We start from the raw sequence: 16,203 nt of genomic DNA, 5'->3' as shown, positions 1-16,203 counted from the left end.
CATTAATGCATTTATGTTATAATCATTGGCGTGACAGGGGTCCCCTTCTTCGTGCGATAACCTTGTATGAATAATAATCCAAAATCCAAAGCTTGTCCCGGACACCGATCCGGGATCCAAAATCCAAAACCGAATGTCCTTCTCCTCTTCCTTCTTCCTCTCATCCTGATTGCCGCCATCCTCGCCGCTCCCTTCGAACTCTCGTTCCCCGTCCCGTGGCATCATTCGGACGAGGGATTCATCCTTTACAAGTCGTACCTGCTTTCGCTCGGGAAAACGCCGTATCTCGATTTCGATCCGTTCTGGCCGCCCGGCGTTTACTTCGTCAACGGACTCCTCTTCACACTCTTCGGACCCGACCTGCTCGCAGTCAAGTACGGCCTCGCTTTCGTCACCGTTCTCAGCAGCCTGCTGCTCTTTTTCATCGCCATAAAGATCATGCCCAATCATCTCGCCGCGTTGTGCGCGCTCCTCTTCCTCTTCTGGGGACCGCCGATCCTGAATATCCCCTACAGCTCGTGGTACGCCGTTCCGTTCGGGCTCGCCGGCCTCTGCGTTCTCATCCGAGCCGTCGAGAACGACAGATTATTGCCTGTTCTGCTCGCCGGAATTGCCGCGGGCGCAGCCTTCACCTTCAAACAAAGCATCGGCGTATTCGTTCTCGCATCCTACGGCCTGATCGGCCTGTTCTGGAGAAGAGGAAACCATGCGGACTGCCTCGTCGCCCGGTCGGCCGAATTCCTTCTTGTCCTCGTGCTCGCCGCCGCACTCCCACTTGCCTACGTCTCGCGGCACACCGTCAGCAACATCGCCTTTCTGCATCTGCCGGCCCTCCTGCTCGCCGGTCTGCTCCTGTGGCTGCTCAACCGCCCCTACTACCGAACCGAAGCCCGCTCCTCATTCAGAAACCTCGTACTCTATCAACTTGTCTTGTCCGGCGGATTCATTGCTCTCATAGCGGCATGGTTCTGCTATCTCGCGCCAAAGGTGGGCTGGCTCGACCTTTTCCGAAACGTCCTTCTCATCGGACAAAGCTGGCGCCTCAACGAGATGGTCGTCGCCTTCCCGACATTTTCTCCGATTTCGTTTCTGTTCCCGGCCTTTCTTGCCGCGCTCGCAGCTATCGGCCACATCATGATCCGTAATCGCGCAAATCGAGGAGTTGTCATCATCTGCTCTTCAGCGGCCGCCGCTCTTCTGATTCTGTTCGCCAATTGGATAGTCGAGGGAGCCGCTTTCAGGTATTTCCTCTCGAAGCGATGGGACCTGAACATTTACCTGTATTTCCCGGCGGCGATCACCGCCGTTTTCACAATCTTCCTGATCCGGAACGTCAAGAAAAATGCCGCCTCAAAGGAGGTCCTGTTCTCGCTGTGCCTGTTCGTTTACGCCGTTCTCCTCTTCCAGCAAACGTTTCCTTATGCGGACCTGAATCATTTCACCTTCGGATTCGCCCCATGGATTCCGCTCGCATTCTTCCTTGTCCATCGGCTCATCGCATCCGCAAGAATCGAATCCCGCCTTTTATCGATTCGCGTCGCGGCGATAGCCGTCCTCGCGGTTCCCCTTTTTCTCCTGTTCGCAGGACGGGCCGTAAATCAGGCGCGGCTGCTGCTGGCATTCAAGCGCGTTCCCGCGGGTTGGTCGCTCGAGTCGAGACCGATCTCACGGATGGATGTCGAGGGCGGACAAATCTTTTTCGACACCGGCTATGCGCAGATGTTCAAGGAACTCATCGAATACGTGCGGGCCAACACCGCGCCGACCGATACCGTCGCTTCGCTGCCCTCGCTCGTGATCGTCAACGTGCTCACTCAGAGGATGGCGCCGACAAAGTTCGTGTATCTGTGGCCGGGTTATTTTTCAGAGGAAGAGATACGAATGACAGCGGACCAAATCAGAACAAACCTGCCGAAGCTCGTTATTATCTCGCGAATGCCGAGCCTTTCAAACGACATTCTCTCATATGAGGGTTATTCATCGGAATATCCCGAAATCGCCGGCGCCGTTGCGGAACTGTATGAACCGGTTGCGACGATCGGATACTTTACCGTGATGCGGCCGCGACGCCTTCCCGGGGAGATTCTTTCAGCCGCCGTCGAAAACTGATTCTGCTCCGCGCCCTGCCGCAAACCGCCCACGCAATGAGAGCCGCAATTCCTGCCGTCGAGACCCCCGCGCCAATCATGAAGCTCTTCGGCCTGTATCGGAACACAACCTCATGCTCCCCCGCTTCCAGGGGAATCCCCCTGAACAGAAAGTTGGCCCGGAAGATGTCCACCCGTCTGCCGTCCACGGTCGCTTCCCAACCTGGATAATACTGGTCGGTCAAAACCAGATAGCCCGCGCCGTCGGCATACGCCGTTATGCGTACCTCCTCCGGCTCCATCGAGACGATGACGGCCTTTGACCCGGCGGAAGCCATAGCTCCTCCACTTGTCGCAGCCACCGCCCCTCTTAAAACGGCAACTTCCTCGGAAGGTGAGAATTCGTCAGACGCCAGTACCTCAAGCAGATGCTCTTCGGAATCGGCCTCCCGGATTCCCCCAACGATATACGCGCGCGGCATCGCCCTCTCATTCAAAAACACCAGATTCTCCTCGTCCGCATACACAACATTGCCGCCTGCAATGGAAAGTACGTTCTCCTTGACAGCCTGTGAGCCATCCTCCGCATACGAGCGGCTGACCCAGATGTAGCGCGCGCTCATGTAATCCAAAAACTCAGGATGCACCGGCTTCTCGTCCAGATTGAACCATCCCCAAAAAAATTCCCTGCTCCGCTGGTCCTGTCTTCCAAAAATGTAATTGCAGTAGCGGTTGTATAAGGTCGGATTCATATTCTCATAATCCGTCACCATCGAAATTTTCTTTAGTTGGCCGGCTTTTATGTTATACGAGAAATCGAGAAAATCCGCCGCGACAAACACCCTGCAATTGTCAATATCCATAAGCGTCTTCAGCTTCTCTATCACGCGATCATGTCTCCCGAACAACTCCGGATTTTTCTCGGGCAGATAAAAATAATTATGATTCGCGGCGAAAAGATCGATCAGAATCAAAAGAAGACTCGTCGCGCCGACTGCATATCGCCTCAGCCGATCGTTTATCGGAAGAACGAGAAAGATTAGAATAGCGACAGAAAATGCCAACAGATAGAGCGGCCATCGAGATGCCGCAAACAGAACGTTACGCAAAGACTCCCCGCCCGTCTCTTCCGCCGGCCAGACTGCAAGAAGAACTGCAAAGAAAACAACCGTTGCAGTGGCGCCCAGTATGGCTCGTCTCGCCCGAACGGCGTCCAGCGACCGCACCCTCGCCAGCAGTACATCCAATCCGATGCCGCATAATATCGCCGCCGAAAAAGCGTACAGGAACAGAAATCGGAATGGCGCCCGGAACATCTTCATCAAGGGAAGACTCAAGGAAAGCGCGTGCAGCGGTGTCTGCGGCCCCATCGACAACAGCACTGCACAGCCGGCAAGCCCGTAGAAGAAAAGGACAAAAAAGCGCAACTTCCTGTTCCCCAGGGCAAGGAGCGCAAACAAAAGAGGAAACACGCCCACGTAAAGAAAAAACGGAAGGATCCCGCCTCGGGAATTGACCAGATCATAGACGATTCGATACGGACCATATATGGCCGTATTCCTGATGGTTACCATTTCCTCGGACATCTGATCGAATGAGCGCGTCGACTGCAGCCCCAACTCCATGACCGGAAGTATCTGCACCGCTGCCAAAACAAAAAATAGACACGCACTGACCGCCAAAAGAATCAGCCCCCGTCTGATATATCGGGTTTCAGATGCGCCCGCAAACAGCGAGCGAATGACAATGGCGATAACAAATGCAAGGAGCGCGTACACGCAGTAAACCAGCGCCTGTATCCACCCCGCCAGCAGCGGCAGCAAAACGGCCGCCGTAAGCGCGAGCGCCCATTTAACCCTGCCGGTCTCAAAAACCTTTAAGACGAACAGGAGCATCAGTGGGAAATAGACGCTGTTTGCCAGAAAAGCCGGGCCAAAAATGTTTGAAACGGTGCTGCTGCAAAATATGAACGTAACTGCCGCCGCAACTGAACCGATCCACGACACCTTCAGGTGCCGCATCAGCAGAATAAGAAACAGCCCCCCCAGAACCATGTGCAGCATCACATAGAATGAATAGGCTTGCGCGGGTGAAATGAATGCGAACAGAAGAACAGGAGGATAAAAAACGGCGCCCTGCAGAACACCGAGATAGGTCACTCCACACAATTGGTACGGATTCCATAAAGGAAGATCGAGATTGCGAAGGCACTCAGCCGTATACGCATAAAAAGGGACATAAAGATTGTAAGCGTCCAGATTCGTATGATGCGCAGGAATAATGGCGGGCTTTATGACATTAAAATGCCAATACACACCAACTGCAACCGCCAGAAGGAAAATGCTGAAGAAGTATGGAATAGCCTTTTTCAAGTGGAAATTCACGCGGTAAAATTTGGCAGCACGGCTGAAAACCCCAAAGATACTGCAAAAACTAAGATTACCACACACTTTACCAGCTTGTCAAAGCTGACAGGCCTTCCCACCCCAAATCCGCAAATATCACACCGCGACTGCTTTCTCATCCTGTTTCATCCCAGCCCTAAAATATGGGGACAGACACCATATTTATATTTGTAACCATCATAATGACATTATGTTAGGACTTATCTGCGTATTTCTTCAATGAATTGAATAGTTATTCTCACTAAAAATGCAGGGGCCCGTCCCGTAGTCAGTTTGTAAGACTGAGGGCGCGGCGGGGCAATTTCACTCATGATAAATGGCATTCACATATTAAGTTGGGCCTGATACTTCATAACACATTGCATTCACACTTGTTATATATATTAATATGGTGTCTGTCCCTATATTTCTCTTTCTTGGTTGGTTGCCCCGCAAGGCAACTTCATAAACCACGACAGTTTTCAAGCAAGATATCCCATTCCTCTTTTTGCACAAGAAATCTTACATCACCACCAATAGCATCCAACTTGAATATTTCCTGCGAACCTGCTATATTCCTTTCCTAATGAAACATTTCGAAGATCCCTCCTGAAATTCCTATGCGCGACACATTGACTTCAGAAGAGCGGCTTCAGACCGTGATACGGCTCGGCGCGCCCGACCGCGTACCGGTCGCGCCGATGATCTATTATTTCGCCGCGTTCTATGCCGGCATCACTGTCCACGAGCTCTGGTCCGATCCCCAAAAATACGCGTCTGCCATCGACAAATGTTTCTCCGAACTCGGCCCCTGGGACATCTATTACCCTATCAATCCGGTGAATCCGAACGCGTACGTCTTTGTGCTGCCGATGAAAATCAAGTATCCCGGCATCGACCTGCCGCCCGACAATATCTGCCAGGTGATCGAGGAGGAAATCATGGGACCGGATGAATACCTGCGCATCATCCGAAGCCTGCTGCCCTCTCGATTGAAGTATCTCAATTTCATGCTGACTCTCGCCGGCAGGGTCCAGAGAACCCCCGCAACCGGCATCGCCGCCAGAATCCGAATCCTCTTGAAGCTGCTCGAGCAGAAAAATTACTGGCGCGACGAGTTCCGGAAATGGCAGGATCGAGGCGTCGCCATCCAGCACGGCCTGTGCGCGGAGGCGCCGTTCGACACCTTCTCGATGTCGCGCGGCGTCATCGAGTTCTCATACGATCTGATGGAGCGACCCGAACAGTTGCGGGACGCCGCCATGGCGCTCGCCGAAGGCTACGTCCAGCTTACTCATTACTTCACCCACAGAACCGGCATTCGCCGCACACTCGTATTCTGCCATCGAACCTCGAACGATTTCATGTCGCCCCGTCATTTCAAAGAATACGCCCTGCCGCCCCTGAAGAAGATCGTCGAAGACCTGATTGCGCGCGGCATCACGCCGATCCTTCATTGCGACGGGAACTGGGATAAGAACCTCGACCATCTGCATGAGTTCCCGCGGGCAAAGGTAGTCCTTCAATTCGACGGCCGAACCGATATCCTGCGCGCCAAGGAAGTCATTGGCGGCCACTGCTGCATCTTCGGAGACGTGCCCGCAACCATGCTCGCCTTCGGCGGCAAGGAGGAGGTAAGCGATTACTGCAGAAAACTGATAATACACGCCGGCAAGAACGGCGGCTTCATCCTTGGCGCGGGTTGCGAGATTCCGCCCAACGCCAACCCCGAAAACGTCAAAGCCATGATCGAATCAGTGAAAAAATATGGTTACTACAGCTAAGGCACAGCACCTTCTCGACGGTCATGGTGCACACACTCCTTTCCTGTCCCCGCAATGCTATTCTCCGGAACTGACACATCGTTCGGAGCGGTGGAAATCCATCCCGAAAAGGCCATTCCTCTAAAAACTGCCTCACAAATTCACGAGAACAAGAATTCGATCTCACTTGATCCAAATCCAGAGTCCAAACAACCTTGAACCTTGAACTTGGAACCTTGAACTAAAATATATGAGTACTATCCTCCTTCTGACAATCTCCAACATCTTCATGACGTTCGCGTGGTACGGCCACCTCAAATACAAAAACCTGCCGCTCTGGCAGGTTATCGTCGCAAGCTGGCTGATCGCTTTCCTCGAGTACTGTTTTCAGGTGCCCGCCAACCGCATCGGACACGCGTATTTCTCTGCGGCCCAACTCAAAACTATCCAGGAGGTTATCACCCTCAGCGTCTTCTGCGTCTTCTCCGTCTGGTACCTGAAGGAGGGACTGCGGTGGAATTACATCGTCGGCTTCGTCCTCATTCTCGGCGCAGTCTTCTTCATCTTCAAGAAGTGGTGAGGGGCCAACGGGGTCTTACATCATTACATTTTGCCACCGCGCCGTCCTGTCCCGGCAGGTCTGACCGTTCCGACAACGGGCCCCGCAGCCGATCCGCACTCCAAAGCCTCTCCCGGACGCGGCGCAAAAATTTACGACCCTTTCCCCGCCATCTCCCTCAACTGCGCCACGCTTACCGCCCCCGGGCGCTGCCTCTTCTCCGCCATCTCATTTACGACCCGCACCAGCAGCTTATTGAGCGGCGTCGGGATCCCGTGCTTTTTGCCGAGGCGAACGATCTCGCCGTTAAAATACTCGATCTCCGTGCGCCCGCGCATCAAGTACAGGTCCTGCCACGTGCTCGGTCGCAGCATCTCCTCCTCGTTCGTTGGAATCTCGAAACCGCGCGTGCCCGGCCGGCGCAAATGCTCCAGCATCTTGTCGGGAGGCTGATGCCCCGCCAGCGGCACAATCTCAATCCCTTCGGCCTCGACCACCCGCAGAGCTTCCTCCAGTATGTCCGCCATCACAAAGCGTGAATCCTCGTACTTGATCCCTTCGAGCACCGACAGGTTCGTCGCGGCAAATAACGCATTATTCAGATTCCGGAAAAGCTTCGACCACTTGACCGCCATGACGTCCGGATATTGAGTCACGCTGAATCCGGCCTTCGTTAATACTGCGTCCAACTTCTCGACTGTATCATCCAGCCCCTTTGGATACACTCCAATCCCGAGGCTGTTGTCGGCCGTATGAACCACCGAGCCCGGCGCCAGGTATTTCGCGCCGAAGAACACGATGCCGCCATACACCCTGCTGAACCTGCCGTCAGCGATCTCCTCATTCCTCACGCCGTTCTGGAAACAGACCGCCGGCAAGCGCCGGGCCGCCTCACCGAGCGCGTCGATTGCGGCGCGGGTATCGAATGTCTTCATCGTGAGAAAGACCACGTCGTCATCCCGAAAAACAACTTGGGAGACATCCGCGACTGCCGTGACTCGCAGCAGATACTCCCCCTGCACCCCCGAAATCTTTAATCCATTGCGGCCAATCGCATCGGCGTGCGCCTTCGAACAAACCAGGACTGTTTCGCAGCCGCTATTATGAAGATAGCCCCCGATAATGCTGCCGATCGCGCCCGCACCATAGACAACAATGCGCATTTCTTGCTCCATTTCTTCCGGTTAACTTTCGATCCAGCCCCCCACACATAACCCGACATTTCGGGGCCATTCTACGACATTTCGGCCCGAGAAATCCAGGACCAGCTTCGGGAACAGGAAATCCTCCATCGGCGCTTGATGTCGAGAGGGCAGGTCCAAGCGGGTATCCGGCAGCGGATAGGGATGAAAAACGGATTTTCCGCCCAATCCCTCTTACCGCAGGATAAAGAGGACGGCAAAATAGTGCGAGACGCTTCCGCAAAGGACGAACATGTGCCAGATGCCGTGATTGAACGGAAGTTTTCGATACAAATAAAACAAGACGCCGGCCGTGTATGACAGCCCGCCGACCACGAGCAGCGCCACAGTCGGCGGTGGTGCGGCGCTGATGATTTCTTTTATAGCCACAACGCCGAGCCACCCCATGAAAAGATAGACAAGGGCCGATAACTTTCGGAACTTGAAACCGCTGACGCTTTTAATACAGATCCCAGCAACGGCCATCGTCCAGATGATACCGAACAGGCTCCACCCCCAAGCGCCTCTCAGAGTCACGAGCATGAACGGCGTGTATGTGCCCGCAATGAGAAGAAAAATCGCGGAGTGGTCCAATTTCTTGAAGAAAGTTTTTATGGAGGGCCGGGAAAAACCATGATAGAGCGTGGAGGCTCCGTAAAGGCAAATAAGCGAACCGCCGAATATGGAGAAGCTGATAACATGCCACCTGTCACCATGCAATGCGGCAAACACCACCAGGACAGCGAGCCCTGCGACACTCAAAAGCGCGCCGATCCCATGCGTAACGCTGTTGAAAATTTCCTCGCCCGCGCTGTATTGCTGCAGATTATTCAGGTTCTTGGCCATGCGGCATCTGTTTCCTTAAGAGAATTGCGTCCTTCCCGGCACCAACAGTCATACCAATCCATCAATCAATCCATTATAGTCGCGCCCACCCCTGCATTGCAATCACACCTTAACGCGCGGAGGCCCATCGCGAAAAAAACCAGCAATTCAAGGGTCCCATTGCAGGGGCGCCGAACTCGGTCAAAATGTCCTCCAGAACCGTCCATCACTTATCCACTGCCACAACAGCTTGGGACGCCCCAGACCGCCGCTACCCGCAGAATTCATGCGACCTGAAGAAAAACAGAGAATCTTCGCCGCCTTCGAACAAATTAAAGAGAAACGACAACGAGGCTGCTCACGAACGGTTCATGCCCCTTTTTTCCGGCGCCTGTCCCTCCCGCCTCCTCGAACAAATCGAATGTCAGCACGAGCTCTTCGGGACTTTTGATGCCGCCCGCTATCTGATATAATTTTATCGGAAGCGATAATTCCGTTATTCTTCCTGGATCCAACCAATGAAAGACAAATTCTTGACGGGCAAAATACCCTGGAAAAAGATTGCGCAGAAAGTGAGCGCCAAATTGCCGCCGGAGGTCCTGCTCGGGCCGGCCGAGGGAGAGGATGCCGCTCTCATTCAGGTCGGCGGCGAAATTTGGGCGGTTGCTTCCGACCCCATTACGTTCACTTCAAAAGACGCGGGCAAGCTGTCGGTTTTCGTGAACGCCAATGACGTGGCCGTCCGCGGAGCGACCCCCCTCTATTTCACCGCCATCATCCTTATTTCGCCCGAGCACGCGGAGGAGGACTCCATCTATGAACTCCTGGATGAAATCCGGACGACGTGCGAAACGATGGGAATCGTCTTGATCGGCGGACACACCGAGGTGACCGCCGGTCTGCCACAAACCATCATCGCGGGAACTATGCTCGGAAAAGTCGCCGGACGACCGATCACGACCGGCGGACTCCGGCATGGCGATCTGATCGGCATGACCAAATGGGCCGGTCTCGAGGGAACGACCATCCTTCTCACAGATTTCGAGGATCGCCTGCGCGACATTCATGGACCTGAGTTTGTCAATGAGTTTCGTTCCGCCGCCGGAGAAAACTGGCTCAGTATCCTCCCCGAAGCAGCAACAGCCGCCAAGTCCCCCTCTGTCACCTCGCTCCACGATATAACCGAAGGCGGCATCGGAGAGGCACTGCATGAGATGGAAGCGGCATCCGGCCTTCTCCTGAAAGTTGACCCCGAGAGCATCCCTATACTTCCTGCAACGAAAATGGTGTGCGCCGATTTCGGGATGAATCCGTTCGGACTCATCGGATCGGGAAGCCTCCTCATCGGATGTTCGCCCGAGGGAAAAGAAGAACTCGAGCGGGCGCTCGCCGAAAAAAACGTCCCCTTCACCTGGATCGGAAGAGCGCTGAACGCAGAACCCGGCGCGAAAGAACCCGGCGTAAAGGAACCCGGTGTGAAGGAACCCGCCACGAAAGAATCCGGTGTGAAGGAACCCGGCGTGAAAGAAGCTGGCGCGAAAAAGCCCGCCATGAAAGAACCCGGCGATTTCCTCCTTTGGAAAAGGGGGATTAAGGGGGATTTTAAAGATTTACCTGCGGCTGTGCCCCGCTTCGAGCGGGATGAAATCCTGAAGGCAAGACTGCTGGAAGGGCTCGAGGCCGTCGTGTTCGACATGGACGGCACCGTGATCCACTCCACCTACGACTGGGCCGCCATGCGCACGCAGTTCAATGTCGGCGCCGGCTCCATCATCGAACATCTCAACAACCTTCAGGAGCCCGAAAGAGAATCCAGGCTGGCGGAGCTGCGCGAGATCGAGCGCTCGGCCAGCATTATCGCGCATGTAAAAGAGGGCGCAGCAGACTTGCTCGCCCTCCTCAAGAGAAAAGGCATAAAAACCGCTCTTGTCACCAACAACTCGGATGAGAACGCTCATTACCTCATCGAGAAGTTCGGACTCGCCTTCGATGTCGTCATCACGCGGGACTCGGGCCTTTACAAGCCATCGGGTGCACCCGTCGCCGAGGCCGTCAGGCGCATGAACGCGCGCCTCGAAAAGACGTTGTGTGTGGGCGATTCGCTCTACGATATCCTCGCCTGCCGCGATGCGGGCTGCGGATGGGTCTGCATCCTCTACGACGACAAAAAGGTATACTCATCCACTGCCGATCTGAGTTTCCCGGATATCCATGCCCTCATCAGGTACTTCACTTTGGCACTCTGACCTATTACACCGCCCTCCTAAAGAGACTGATCTTATTTACAGCATCCTCTCTTGTTGCATTCGTGGGCTAGGGGCCTGTCCCTACCACTTCCCTCTATTTACCGCCTCCTGTATGTCATGCACAACGCAGTCCCGCCATTCCGCTCCACCGTTATGCCGTCGGCATGACATTCAAAATCGGCGTTATGGAAGCATGAAGAGACTTTGCACGACCCGACACCGGCAAGTTGCTCCGTTGATGTATGGGTGTCCGATTTGAAAAATGTCCCGCATTTCGGATTGTCGGATTCACCCACCGTGATCGCCAGAGCATGACAGGCTTTATCCCGATTGTAGCCGCATTCGCTCACCTTACATTGCTTCACCTGCGGAATTTCACAAACGACTCTCATCGCATATCCCTCCTTGACATAAACGTAACAGTTTTTATTAATAGCTAATTTAGCATGAACCGAAAACGATGGCTAGTAGCGGAATGCCTCAGAGGCGGCCTGACTTGCTGCGCGAGCTGCCCTCCAACTGCGTTCATTCGCCTAAAACGGCGACTTCAAAGAGGAGGACTGAGGGAATTTCTCTGCGTGGGGATCTATCAGACTATGCAATGGTTGTAGCAATTCGGGATTTACCGCGGCGACATGTACCTTACACGAAGCGCCGATTGTTATGTTCGCTGCAGAAACCGCTCGATTTCCTGTATGACCTTCTCCGTCGACTCGACAAACGGGCTGTGCCCCGCATCCGGAAACGAGACCAGCTCGCTGCGCCGCAGTTTTGAGGCCAGGCGGCGAGCAGCCTCAATTGGGGCAAGCACGTCGCGCTGCCCCGCAAGTATAAGAACAGGAACATCAATCGCGGAAAGATCCTGCGGCAATTCGACATCTTTCAGCATCTCCAACTGCCGCTTTATTTGCTCCATCTCGGAATGCGACGGCGCCAACATCCGGCCCACTTCCTTGATCATGCCGTAGCTTTTGTCGAAGAACGGCGGCGAAAATGAAAACAACATCAGCGCCTGAATAAATTCCTCCGGCGAAACCCGCTCGGCTAGCAGCCGCAGCGTTTGCACCAGCCAATCGCCGTACCGCGTGCGAACTGGAGCCGGAGTGACCAGAACAAGTCTGCCGGCGCGCCTGCCGAAGTCCAGCGCGAACCGCAGCGCTACGAGCGACCCGAGCGAGGCGCCGAGCACATCGGCCTTCTCAGCGCCGGAGGCATCAAGCACCGCGGCGACATCCGAAGCCATTAACTCAAGGGAAAGCGGACGACTGTCCGCAGCCGACCGGCCGAGTCCCCTCGGATCGTATACAATCACGCGCCGCCGCTCCGCCAGCATCTTCGGGAACGGCCCCCAGATGCGCGAATGCGCCCCCAGCCCGGGAACCATCACCAGCGGCTCGCCTTGCCCGAATTCTTCATAGTACAGTTCGGCCCCGTCCCCACTCGCTGCGGCCATACCCCAAAACCCTCTCCTCATCAACCTTCAAACCGACGCTGTCCCGCTCCTTTAAACTCTACTTTTTTCGTCAGTGTTCGTCCGTGCCGTCTTTATCGTTCGTGTCCGTCCGTGTTAGTCAGTGTCCGTCCCTGCCGCCCTGCCGTCCACCTCGTCCCTGCCGTCCACCTCGTCCATGTCGTCCACATCGTCCATGTCGTCCACATCGTCCATCAAAAGCTTCTCCGCCGCCAATTGCATGAAATTATACGAGAATTCCGGAAGGAAGGAAAGCGTGTGGCGGTTTTGCCGAGGCGGAGGGTGGGACGCCGGGATAGAAACGAAACGGCGGTCAAGCGGAAATACCTGAGAGAGGGCAATATGAAAAATGCCTGCCGCCTGACCGCCTTAACTGATTTGACTAATTCTCCAGCAGCTTCCTCACGGTACCCAACAGTTCGTCCCGCTCGATGGGCTTCATGATGAAACCTTCGGGCGGCGGGACGTGCTTTTGTTTTCCAAGAAACCGTTTGAAGTCTTCTCCGGTTCCGCCATCCTGCGTGCTCGATACTCCTGTTACAACCACAATCGGAATACCTTTCAGATTATCGTCGGCCCGTATCTCCCGGTAAAATCGAATCCCGGATTTCTCAGGCATCGAAATGTCCAGCGTAATCAGGTCGGGCCGCTCCGATCTCGCCTTCATCAGACCTTCGTTTCCGTCCATTGCCGAAACAACAACATAATCGTTGTCCTCGAACAAGCTCACGAGATAGGTAACCACATCGGGCTCATCGTCGAGCACCAGGATTTTCTTCTTCTTGTTTGCGTCCGCCATCTTCATCGTCCTTTCCGCTATTCGACGCGCTCTTATGGAACATTCGGAAGCGCCGGGGTAATCAATGCCATTCCCATTCGATAAAACCCGGGTTGACGTCCGACATCGCGTTCACGATAAGCTCAACCAACCCGCCGTACAGGATACCGCATTTCTCCCAGGCGTCATACGCAAACAACAGGTCGCGCAACTGCCCTTTGCAATTGCTGCACGGCGCGCACAGATACTTGTGCGTCTCCGGACTCAAATCATCGCTGAAAGCGTTGAGTACTTGCTGCAGCTTCCTGCGGCCCGAGATGTGGTTGCGCCATGTCTGGAAATTGTACCCGCTCATGATGGCGAATCCGCTGCCGCCGCCGCAGCAGTAATTGTTCACGCCGCAGGGCGTCATCTCGCGGAACTTCGGACAAATATATTTCAGGATGCGTCTTTGCGGCTGGACGATCCCCATCAGGCGCACCATGTTGCACGGATCGTGCAGGGTTACGGGAAAATCGTTCCGCGACGGGTCGAGCTTCAACTTGCCGCTGAAAACGATGTCCTCGAGAAACGTCATCGCGCTCTCGCGCGGGATGTTCAGGTCGCCCGTCAGCACGCGGTCGGCGATCACCATCAGCGACTTCGTCGAGTGCCCGCATTCGCCAACAACGATTTTCTTCACTCCCAGCTTCTTCGCGGCCTGCGCGTGTTTGATGGCGACGCGCGCAAGCTGGAAATCGTCATACCATAACCCGTAGTTGATTCCGTCATACGCCGGAATATCGCTCGAGAGAGTCCAACTGACACCCGCCGCCTCGAGGATGACAGCGAACGCGCCCGGATTCTCGGGCCACGCCATGATCTCGCCGGCATTGTGAATCAGGAGCACATCGGCGCCGACCTTGTCCCACGGCGTCTCGATCTTCATGCCGGTCTTCTCGGTCATGTCCTCGTCGATGAACTCCATGTTATCCTTGACCACCAGCGGGTTCATGCCGGTCGACGAGCCGACGCGAAGCTGCAGCATCGATCCCTTCTCGTGCAACTCGCGCGCCGCAATGCCGAGTTCCTGGCTGAACAGCTTGCGAAGCTCGTGAGTGATCAGAGCGTTGTCGACGCCGATCGGACACGTCTGCGCGCATCTTCGACAGATGTTGCACCGGTACGATAGCTCGGCCAACCTCGAGACCGTGGTCCAGTTCAAATCGATGGGGCCGTGTTTCCAGCGCCCAAAAAATTTTCCGCCCGGCTTGAGGTACTTATTATAGATGCGCCGCAACACTTCCGAGCGATAGGAAGGCCGGTACACTTCGTTTCTTCCGCTGGCCTCGAAAATATGGCACGCATCGGAGCACGTCTGGCACTTCGCGCAATGCTCCATCGTCAGCGTCAGCAATTGGAGGAACGGCCAGTTATTTTCTTTCGTGAACAGCTTCTCGAGCCCGGAGAGGAACTTCTTCACCAGTTCCTCTTCTTCCTGCTTGCTTTTCGGCTTCGGGATCGCGACGGCGATCGTGTCGTCGAGCGAGGCCTCGACGCTGTCGCTGTTCTTGAGCGGATCCCACGGCGGCAGATTCTCCGGATTATCGTAGGGAGGCGGCAAAGGCATAAAATCCTTTGGGTCGGTGTGAGTCAGCTTCCCGTTCGCCTTCCCGATATCTTCCACCTTTATCTTTTTCGTTTTCTTCATTTCTTCTTGGCCTCCTCTCGGACTTCCTTATCGACTTCTTCGGTGCAAATGTCGGCCCAATTCTTCTTGCCGTCCGCTTTCAAGTGAGGCGCAGACCAGCTCACCCGGTAACCCAGCGCCTGAGTGATCTCTTTCTCGATGCGCGAGCCTTTGAAATTCGGCTCGTCATCCCAGCGGATTTTGTGATAGAAGAAATACTTCGTGAAGAAGTGAGACATGTGCGTGAGCGGGACATACGCGACCAGAATCGAAAACAGAAGGAATTCCGCCGCCACCGCTCCGCTGCCGATCGGCGTCGTCAGATTGAACGTTATGAGGCTGCGTATATATCCGCGCGCAAGCGAGAAAGTCTGGTCGGCCAGTATATACGTCAGGAACCCGACAGCAAGAGCCAGAATGAAGAGCGATAGATTGAAGATGTGCGCCGGCGACGTGTAGCCGTCAACCTCCTCGTCCGTCAGTCGCCGGTGCAACAAGGCCACGGCTCCAATGATCGAAAGAATAAAACCGAAAGCGCCTGCAAGGATCGTAAGGTAATGGATGAGCGCGCCCACTCCCCCCTCGGAAGATACGGCCACGCCCGCAACCTCGGCGATCGCACCGATCAGAAGCAGGCCGGCCCATCCGATCAGCAGGTACAGCCCAAAATGAAATGGAAACGAGCGGAACCACAGCGGGCGGTTGTGCTCCCACAGCGCTTTCATGAAGAGCATTTCCGGGAGCATTCCCTTCAGCTCGCCCACCAGTGAAAATTCGCGCGGCTTCGTCCACCAATCGAGCTCTTCGAAATATGAACCGCCGTAATGCGCCCGCTTTCCCTCATGCGCGACCGGATACAGGTCCCACCTGAGGTGGAGCGGCATGCTTTGAATCCGATGGTACCGGACAGCCACGGCGATTACAAACACGGCGAATGCTGCATAACTGAAAACATGGAGTGCTGCGGTGAGAATCATGCGTGTCTCTCCTTCTGGGTGGCGCCTCTCCCTGCATCGACACATATGGGTGATCGGAGACCGAAAAGCGCACACTGCAGGCACAGAAACCTTTCCTTGTACTCCGGGTATGCGTCAGAGCGGGAATTCATCTAATCTTCCTCTACAGCTACGGCCGGATCCTTATCAACCCGCGGGGTGCTTATACGGGAACTGCTTGACCGCCCGGCCAAACCATGACACTCTTGCCGCTGATTCCTGAACCGACATCCCCTAATGTCACC

At 55.0% G+C, this 16,203-nt stretch carries 14 protein-coding genes; 4 read left to right on the top strand and 10 right to left on the bottom strand.

From position 1 onward, the window contains the following. Positions 1-66 precede the first annotated feature (66 nt). A complete protein-coding gene (locus tag C4520_18920; protein ID RJP16089.1) occupies positions 67-2,109 on the top strand; it encodes a hypothetical protein in 2,043 nt (680 codons plus the stop codon). Here the strand turns inward: C4520_18920 and C4520_18915 are convergent. Continuing rightward, the gene (locus C4520_18915; GenBank protein ID RJP16088.1) at positions 2,048-4,537 is read right to left on the bottom strand and encodes a hypothetical protein; all 2,490 of its coding nucleotides are present in this window, start codon (positions 4,535-4,537) and stop codon (positions 2,048-2,050) included. The genes C4520_18920 and C4520_18915 overlap by 62 nt on opposite strands. A gap of 554 nt (positions 4,538-5,091) precedes the next feature. Between C4520_18915 and C4520_18910 the strand changes: the two genes are divergently transcribed. Beyond that, on the top strand, positions 5,092-6,255 hold the full coding sequence (locus C4520_18910) for a hypothetical protein (protein ID RJP16087.1): 1,164 nt from the start codon (positions 5,092-5,094) through the stop codon (positions 6,253-6,255). Positions 6,256-6,484: 229 nt separating this feature from the next. Next, positions 6,485-6,814 carry a hypothetical protein gene (locus C4520_18905; GenBank protein ID RJP16086.1) on the top strand — a complete coding sequence of 110 codons (330 nt, stop codon included), beginning with the start codon at positions 6,485-6,487 and terminating at the stop codon, positions 6,812-6,814. A gap of 131 nt (positions 6,815-6,945) precedes the next feature. On the opposite strand, the gene C4520_18900 is transcribed toward C4520_18905, so the two are convergent. The 4 genes from C4520_18900 to C4520_18885 form a co-directional block, all read right to left on the bottom strand. After that, entirely contained in the window at positions 6,946-7,968 is a 1,023-nt protein-coding gene (locus C4520_18900) for a 2-dehydropantoate 2-reductase (protein RJP16085.1), read from the bottom strand. A gap of 9 nt (positions 7,969-7,977) precedes the next feature. Further along, on the bottom strand, positions 7,978-8,163 hold the full coding sequence (locus C4520_18895) for a hypothetical protein (protein ID RJP16084.1): 186 nt from the start codon (positions 8,161-8,163) through the stop codon (positions 7,978-7,980). A gap of 6 nt (positions 8,164-8,169) precedes the next feature. After that, the gene (locus C4520_18890; GenBank protein ID RJP16083.1) at positions 8,170-8,820 is read right to left on the bottom strand and encodes a hemolysin III family protein; all 651 of its coding nucleotides are present in this window, start codon (positions 8,818-8,820) and stop codon (positions 8,170-8,172) included. A 311-nt stretch (positions 8,821-9,131) separates the two neighbouring features. Continuing rightward, positions 9,132-9,314: a hypothetical protein gene (locus C4520_18885; protein ID RJP16082.1), complete on the bottom strand. Its 183-nt coding sequence runs from the start codon at positions 9,312-9,314 to the stop codon at positions 9,132-9,134. A gap of 3 nt (positions 9,315-9,317) precedes the next feature. On the opposite strand from C4520_18885, the gene C4520_18880 reads away from it, so the two are divergent. Next, on the top strand, positions 9,318-11,045 hold the full coding sequence (locus C4520_18880) for an HAD family hydrolase (GenBank protein RJP16081.1): 1,728 nt from the start codon (positions 9,318-9,320) through the stop codon (positions 11,043-11,045). 98 nt (positions 11,046-11,143) lie between these two features. On the opposite strand, the gene C4520_18875 is transcribed toward C4520_18880, so the two are convergent. The 5 genes from C4520_18875 to C4520_18855 form a co-directional block, all read right to left on the bottom strand. Beyond that, positions 11,144-11,437 carry a DUF1540 domain-containing protein gene (locus tag C4520_18875; protein RJP16080.1) on the bottom strand — a complete coding sequence of 98 codons (294 nt, stop codon included), beginning with the start codon at positions 11,435-11,437 and terminating at the stop codon, positions 11,144-11,146. A 269-nt stretch (positions 11,438-11,706) separates the two neighbouring features. Next, positions 11,707-12,519, bottom strand: coding sequence for an alpha/beta hydrolase (locus C4520_18870; GenBank protein RJP16079.1), 813 nt, complete (start codon positions 12,517-12,519; stop codon positions 11,707-11,709). Between the two features lie 379 nt (positions 12,520-12,898). Further along, positions 12,899-13,315 carry a response regulator gene (locus C4520_18865; protein RJP16206.1) on the bottom strand — a complete coding sequence of 139 codons (417 nt, stop codon included), beginning with the start codon at positions 13,313-13,315 and terminating at the stop codon, positions 12,899-12,901. A 61-nt stretch (positions 13,316-13,376) separates the two neighbouring features. After that, on the bottom strand, positions 13,377-14,984 hold the full coding sequence (locus tag C4520_18860) for a (Fe-S)-binding protein (GenBank protein ID RJP16078.1): 1,608 nt from the start codon (positions 14,982-14,984) through the stop codon (positions 13,377-13,379). Further along, positions 14,981-16,015, bottom strand: coding sequence for a nitrate reductase (locus C4520_18855; protein RJP16077.1), 1,035 nt, complete (start codon positions 16,013-16,015; stop codon positions 14,981-14,983). The genes C4520_18860 and C4520_18855 overlap by 4 nt, the downstream gene beginning before the upstream one ends. Between the last annotated feature and the right edge of the window lie 188 nt (positions 16,016-16,203).

It is taken from the genome of Candidatus Abyssobacteria bacterium SURF_5, assembly GCA_003598085.1.
GTDB lineage: Bacteria > Abyssobacteria > SURF-5 > SURF-5 > SURF-5 > SURF-5.
The sequence above is the reverse complement of the archived record's forward strand: the minus strand, read 5'-3'. Positions and strand labels throughout refer to the sequence as shown.